The organism is Candidatus Binatia bacterium (genome assembly GCA_036382395.1).
Taxonomy (GTDB): domain Bacteria; phylum Desulfobacterota; class Binatia; order HRBIN30; family HRBIN30; genus JAGDMS01.
The window spans coordinates 1-6,273 of record DASVHW010000261.1; the positions used below are offsets into that span (position 1 = coordinate 1).

At 63.5% G+C, this 6,273-nt stretch carries 7 protein-coding genes; 3 read left to right on the top strand and 4 right to left on the bottom strand.

Features of this window, described 5'->3' with window-relative positions; genetic code table 11:
* Window positions 1-969, bottom strand: a 969-nt coding sequence (locus VF515_12255; protein HEX7408407.1) for an MBL fold metallo-hydrolase, incomplete at its 3' end; no start/stop codon positions are given.
* Window positions 970-1,154: 185 nt separating this feature from the next.
* Window positions 1,155-2,156: an NADP-dependent oxidoreductase gene (locus tag VF515_12260; GenBank protein ID HEX7408408.1), complete on the bottom strand. Its 1,002-nt coding sequence runs from the start codon at window positions 2,154-2,156 to the stop codon at window positions 1,155-1,157.
* A 523-nt stretch (window positions 2,157-2,679) separates the two neighbouring features.
* Between VF515_12260 and VF515_12265 the strand changes: the two genes are divergently transcribed.
* Window positions 2,680-2,916, top strand: coding sequence for a hypothetical protein (locus VF515_12265; protein ID HEX7408409.1), 237 nt, complete (start codon window positions 2,680-2,682; stop codon window positions 2,914-2,916).
* Here the strand turns inward: VF515_12265 and VF515_12270 are convergent.
* Both VF515_12270 and VF515_12275 read right to left on the bottom strand, forming a co-directional pair.
* On the bottom strand, window positions 2,913-3,572 hold the full coding sequence (locus tag VF515_12270) for a hemolysin III family protein (GenBank protein HEX7408410.1): 660 nt from the start codon (window positions 3,570-3,572) through the stop codon (window positions 2,913-2,915). The genes VF515_12265 and VF515_12270 overlap by 4 nt on opposite strands.
* A 178-nt stretch (window positions 3,573-3,750) precedes the next feature.
* Window positions 3,751-3,921 (bottom strand): hypothetical protein, encoded by a 171-nt coding sequence (locus VF515_12275; protein ID HEX7408411.1) that lies wholly within the window; start codon window positions 3,919-3,921, stop codon window positions 3,751-3,753.
* 785 nt (window positions 3,922-4,706) lie between these two features.
* On the opposite strand from VF515_12275, the gene VF515_12280 reads away from it, so the two are divergent.
* Both VF515_12280 and VF515_12285 read left to right on the top strand, forming a co-directional pair.
* Complete coding sequence (locus VF515_12280) at window positions 4,707-5,153, top strand: GFA family protein (protein ID HEX7408412.1); 447 nt, start codon at window positions 4,707-4,709, stop codon at window positions 5,151-5,153.
* An 18-nt stretch (window positions 5,154-5,171) separates the two neighbouring features.
* Window positions 5,172-6,254: a dihydrodipicolinate reductase gene (locus tag VF515_12285; GenBank protein ID HEX7408413.1), complete on the top strand. Its 1,083-nt coding sequence runs from the start codon at window positions 5,172-5,174 to the stop codon at window positions 6,252-6,254.
* Window positions 6,255-6,273: the final 19 nt, after the last annotated feature.

The following is a 6,273-nucleotide window of genomic DNA, read 5'->3' on the forward strand; positions in this document are numbered from 1 at the left end:
GTTGTGTTGCGCGATCAAGATGTCGCTTGACGCGCCGTAACGGTGTAGCGCGCCGCCGATGTACTTCGACCAGGCCAGCGAGTCGCGCACCAGCGCTCCGCGCATCGGCAACAGGTTGTGGAAATTCTGGGTAGTAATTTCGGTCATGTTGAGGACGCGGAACTGCGGGTAGTACATGATCAGTTCGGCCGGTGCCTCGGCATCCGGGGTCAACTCGAAGATGATCTCAATGCCGTCAATCCGGTGGGTCTCGATCGGCTTTTCGATCAGGTTGGTGGGCGCAATCAGCGTGACTGTGCCGAGCGAGACGCTTTTGCCCAGCCCGGTATCGACCTGGCCGCGTTCGCCGCGCGGCAGCATCGCGCCGAACTGGAACAGGGCGCGCCGCAGCATCGCGTTGCCGGCGATCACGTTTTCGCCGACTGCCGCGGCCATGAAGCCCGCGGGCGCCCAGATCGTCACCTTGCCGGCCGCCACCTCATCGGCGCTGACGATTCCGCGGACGCCTCCGAAGTGATCGATGTGGCTATGAGAGTAAATGACCGCTACCACCGGCCGCTTCGGTCTATGCTTCAGGTACAGGTCCATCGCCGCTTTGGCGACCTCGGTCGAGATCAGCGGGTCGATCACGATGAGACCGCTGTCGCCCTCGATGATCGTCATGTTGGATACATCGAAGCCGCGAAGCTGGTAGACGCGCTCCGTCACCTGGTACAGGCCGTTGGCCATGTTCACGCGGGCGTGACGCCACAAGGCCGGATGAACGGTGTCGGGGGCCTTCTCGCTGGAGAGAAACTCATAGCCTTGGAGGGTCCACACCAGACGACCATCGGGGCGCGTGATCAACTGGTCGCCGAGCGCTTCGATAAAGCCGCGCCGCGCATCTTCGAACGATTGCTGATCGGCAAGCGGTACCTGTGCCAGTGCTGCCCAGTTCGCCGCGCGCGTGGCTTCAGTTGCGTCCTTCATCGTGGTCTCCTCCGATTTCGCCACGTTGCCACGTGCGCGCTCTTTCGATCGGCCTGTGAATCAGCATTGGCGAGTGACTTCTCAGGGTTTTTACGCAACTCACCGAAAACCCATCCGCTCTTCGCGGGGGCAAGTTTGCGCGCCGATTCACGCTCAATTCCCGGACCGAGGGGGGCGCAAGTCCATCAGAACAGCTTCACGAGCTGCTTGCCGATGTTCTCGCCTTTGAGCATGCCGATGAACGCGCGCGGCGCATTCTCGATTCCTTCAGCGATCGTCTCGCGGCACGTGATCGTGCCCGCACGAACCCATCCGGCAAGTTCGGCCACCGCCGTAGCGCTCCGATCCGCGTAATCGGAGACGATGAAGCCCTGAACTTTGACGCGGTTGATGAGCAGCATGACGAAGTTGTTCATCCCGCGCGGCCGCACCTCATTGTATTGCGAGACCAGCCCGCAGAGCGGAATGCGCGCGAACGGGTTGAGCTGAAGCGCGACCGTGTCGAGGACCTCGCCGCCCACGTTCTCGAAGTAGATATCGATGCCGCGCGGCGCCGCCTCGCGCAAATCCCTGAACAGGTTTCCCGCCTTGTAATCCACGCACGCGTCGAAGCCGAACTCGTTCACCACGATGTCGCACTTCGTCTTCCCGCCCGCAATTCCCACGGCGCGGCATCCCTTCAGCTTTGCGATCTGGCCGACCACGCTGCCCACCGCGCCGGCCGCCGCCGACACCACAACCGTTTCCCCCGTCTTCGGCTGTCCGATATCGAGCAACCCCCACCATGCGGTCAGACCGGGCATGCCGACGGCGCCGAGATACTTGGACAGCGGGACGAGCTGCGGGTCGACCTTCCGCAGCGTGGTCCCCTTGGACACGCCGTACTGCTGCCAGCCGAACTGGCCGACGACCGAATCGCCGGGCTTGAAGTTCGGATTGTGTGATTCGACGATTTCGCCTGCGGTTCCACCGACCATCACCTGCCCGATCTGAACGGATGCCGCGTACGATTTCACGTCGTTCATCCGCCCGCGCATGTAGGGATCGAGCGACAGATAGATGTTCCTGACGAGGACTTCGCCCGCGCCGGGCTTCGGCATCTCGCTCTCGGCAATGCGGAAATCTGTCTCCTTGACCCATCCGACCGGCCGATTCGCGAGCGTAACCTGGACGTTCTTGTTGCTCATGTTCTGACTCCCGCGCCAGAGTTGCACACGACGCACCGCAGCTCAATTCAATGCCTCCCTGCCCGTGCGAACGGTAGGTGCTCGCCCGCCGTGCGGCGCCTCGCGATGCGCATGCTTCGCCGCACAAATGTTCCTGCCGTCCCTGTGCAGCATGGAAGTTGCTGTTCGGCTGGGGGAGTGTGATTCGGCATCGGCGAGCGCCCCCACTCACCTTTGTACGCAACTCGCTGATCTGCGGTTGAAATTGCTTACTTCCCCCCGGGGGCACGATCAGCGCCGATGGTGACCCCTGGCAAACTGGGCGGAAGAGGCAGAAAAATCAGCGAAACAAATCCGCACTGCGCGGGGTGAACTTTGGGCGCCGATTCACAAATCAGAGCCTGGTCGCATCGCAAGCTGGGCATCTGAAGCCCGAGATGCTGCGGAACATCGCTCACGCGGTGGCCAACATCGTCATTTGGCGAGGGCTCTCCCGATTCACCGATATCGAATTGGGATCTAGCATGGCGCAGCTTGTGGGTAATTGAAAGGTGACCAACACCGTCTGGTGCTCGGGCACGGGAGGCGCGATCGTCTTCCGCGGCGTTCCCTCGATGACGAGGACCATCGACGTCCGTCGGACTACCCCTTCTTCCGGTCGGAGGACCTGTGGATTCTGGCTGCGGGTGATAGCACCGGCCTGGTCGGGCCGCTCCTGTTGACGCTCCTCGGGCCGGCGGCGGCGCTGGGACTGGTGACCGGGCTCCTCGTGCGCCGCTAGGAGGCGTAGCGCATCAGCGCCATCGTAACCGCGACGAAGTGGCACACGGCGGCGGCGATGACCAGGGCGTGGAAAATCTCGTGGTAGCCGAACACCCGGGGCCACGGGTCAGGGCGCTTGAGCGCGTAGATGACCGCGCCGCCGCTATAGAGCACGCCGCCGGCCGCCAGCCACAGGAGCGTGGCCAACCCCAGCGCCGTGCGCATCTCTGACAGGTACATGATGCCAAGCCACCCCATGGTGAGGGCGAGCAGCGCCACCAGCGCCTTGGGAGCCCGCACCCACACCAGCGCCCGGAACGCCCCGAGCGCCGCGCAGGTCCAGATGGTAATCAGTAGCACCTGGCCCTTGGCCCGCTCGAGCCCCAGGCACAGCGGGGTGTAGGTGCCCGCGATGAGAATGAAGATGGCCGAGTGGTCCAGCCGCCGCATCCGCTGGCGGGCTTGCGGGGACCACGTCGGCCGGTGGTAGAGCGCGCTGACGCCGAACAACAGCGTCAGGCTCGCGACGTACACGGCGGCGCCCCACCGTGCGGTGGTGCCCGGCGCCATCCACACCAGGACGGATCCGGCCAGGGCGGCGACAAAGAAGGCCACCTGATGGGTGACGCCTCGAAGGAGAGGCTTGGTCGTCGTTTCGGGAGAGGCAGCTTCCATCACCTGTGAGCTTGTACCACGCGCACTATGCGGGTGTCAGGAAGGGTGTGATGACCTAAAGCGCGGCCTACAACTTCGCGGATCATCTGCCGGAGTGGCGCACCTTCTATTTCAAAATTTATGACCAAGACGCGAGCAAATACAAAGAAGCCTTCTCTGCTTTCGCCACCTCGCCCACCTACGGTGTGATCTTGTTGGTGTCGAGCACTTCCCAGCTGCCGCTGCCGGCGAACGCGAGCACGGGGGCGTCCGCGTCGTCGGGCGACCGACCGATCCGCTTCTTGAGGTCGTCTTTCGATTCCGCTCGTAGCGTCTTGTCTGACTGGATCTTGTACCGGCGTGTGCTCACTGCGTGGAGTCGTTGCGGCGAATGAGCTAGATACTGGGAGTGAGGTGAGGTGTGAGTTTACGTTCTTCTGAGGAGTCTTCAGATATGCTTCTTGAGCACTCCTTGATCCGTCGGCCGCCTTTCGGATTCCTTTTCCTGGAGGGGCGAGCCGTGCTTGAATTGGCGGCGCTGTTACCAGCGTACCCGCTATTGCGGCAAGCGCCGCGAGGGGATGGGCATCCGGTGCTGGTGCTGCCGGCTTTCATGACGAGTGACCTGTCGACTCGTGTGCTCCGCGGTTTCCTGCGCGCTCGCGGCTACGCCGCGCACGGTTGGAAGCTCGGCCGTAATACAGGTCCCACCCCGGAGACGGTGGCCAGCCTCCGGCGACGTCTCGAAGACCTGCGCGCGCGATACCGTAAACGGGTGAGCGTGATCGGTTGGAGCCTTGGGGGTATCTACGCGCGGGAACTGGCGCGAGCGTTTCCGACCGATGTGCGTCAAGTGATCACTCTGGCCAGCCCCTTCCGCAACCTCGATGCGGTCAACGTCCCGGCCTTTCTGCTGAAGCGCCGACGCCCGCATCCCGATGAGGCCGCCCTGCGGGGACGCTTGCGCGAACCGGTGTCCGTACCAATGACAGCGATCTACAGCAGGACCGATGGCGTCGCCGCTTGGCAGAGCTGTGTCGCTGAATCGGGCCCGCTGAGCGAAAGCATCGAGGTGGACAGCAGTCATCTTGGCATTGGCTGGCACCCGGTGGTCCTCCTGACGATTGCGGACCGTTTGGCACAGCCTGAGGGCGTGTGGGACCGCTTTCGCACACCCAAGAGCTGGCGCTGGCCCCTCTCGGCCTGGGTGATAGCCAGTCCGCGAGAGCGGGGGGACGCAACCAAGGCTCTCCCGGCGGCGCAGCACAAAGTAGGGTATTCGCGCCCGGCTTCGCGTTCACGAAGGGGCAACCTCGCACCTTCGAGTGGACGTCAGACGCCGGGAACCGGCGCTTCGGATGGTTCTGCAACGACTGCGGTAGCCGCATCGCCCATGGCCAGATCCCAACCGCCGGCGTGCTCAGCGTGCGGAGCGGAACGCTGGACGACACCTCTTGGGTCGAACCGGTCGGCGACATTTGGACGCGGAGCGCGCAGCCCTGGGCCTTGCTGTCCAGCAACCGGCTGAGAGCCGAACAGCAACTAACGGACTACGCCCCGTTCATCGAGCGCTTTCGGCGCCAAGGCTGGTTCGAGTTCTAAGAAGGGAGAGGTGATTCGATGAGTGGGTCCACCAAGAAGCGAGTCGTTGTCTGGGGCACCGGATTTGTCGGGAGAATGGTGATTCCCGAAATTGTGCGGCATCCCGAATTCGAGCTGATCGGAGTCGGGGTCAGCAACCCGGAGAAGGTCGGGAAGGACGTCGGCACGATCTGTGGCATCCACCCGCTCGGCCTTGCCGCGACCGACGACGTTGCCGCCTTGATCGCGCTCGATCCCGATGCTCTGGTGCACTACGGCCCAACCGCTGCGTACGCGCAAGACAATATACATTTGATCAAGCAGTTCCTTCTCGCCGGCATCGACGTCTGTTCGACGGCGATGACGCCGTGGGTGTGGCCGGCAATGACCAAGAATCCGCCGCAATGGATCACCCCCATCACGGAAGCCTGCGAACAGGGCGGCGCGTCGTGCTTCACGACCGGCATCGACCCGGGCTTTGCGAACGATCTCTTTCCGATGACGCTTATGGGCCTTTGCGCCGAGGTGCGGATCGTCCGCGCCCTCGAGATCCTCGACTACATCAATTACGAGGGCGACTACGAGATGGAGATGGGAATCGGAAAGCCGCCGGAGTTTCAAGCGCTGCTCGAGAACCCGGACATGCTCGCAATGGGGTGGGGTGGGACCGTGCCGATGATCGCGCATGCTGCCGGCATCGAGTTCGATGACATCACCACGACGTGGGACAAGTGGGTGACGCCGAAAGCCATTCGTACGGCGAAAGGCACGATTCAACCGGGCGAAGTGGCCGCCATCCACTTCACGATCAATGGCATCTACAAGGGCGAAACGCGCATCCAGCTTGAGCACGTGAACCGCGTCGGCCCCGACGCCGCGCCCGACTGGCCGCGCGGCCATCAGGACGACGTCTATCGCGTCGAAATCGAAGGCTCGCCATCGATCACCCAGGAGACCGCATTCCGTTTTACCGACGGCAGCGGCCGCGATGCGGCGGCTGCAGGCTGTCTGGCGACGGGTCTGCGCGCTCTGAACGCTGTGCCGTACGTGAACGAGCTCCCGCCCGGCTGGGTGACCGCGCTCGACCTGCCGCTGATCGCGGGCAAGGGCACCATTCGCTGATCCGATCTCCCGTGGTGCC

Bases quoted from the DNA above. Each gene is read 5' to 3' on its own strand.
- VF515_12260 (HEX7408408.1), bottom strand. From the start codon at position 2,156: ATGAGCAACAAGAACGTCCAGGTTACGCTCGCGAATCGGCCGGTCGGA.
- VF515_12285 (HEX7408413.1), top strand. From the start codon at position 5,172: ATGAGTGGGTCCACCAAGAAGCGAGTCGTTGTCTGGGGCACCGGATTT.
- VF515_12270 (HEX7408410.1), bottom strand. From the start codon at position 3,572: ATGGAAGCTGCCTCTCCCGAAACGACGACCAAGCCTCTCCTTCGAGGC.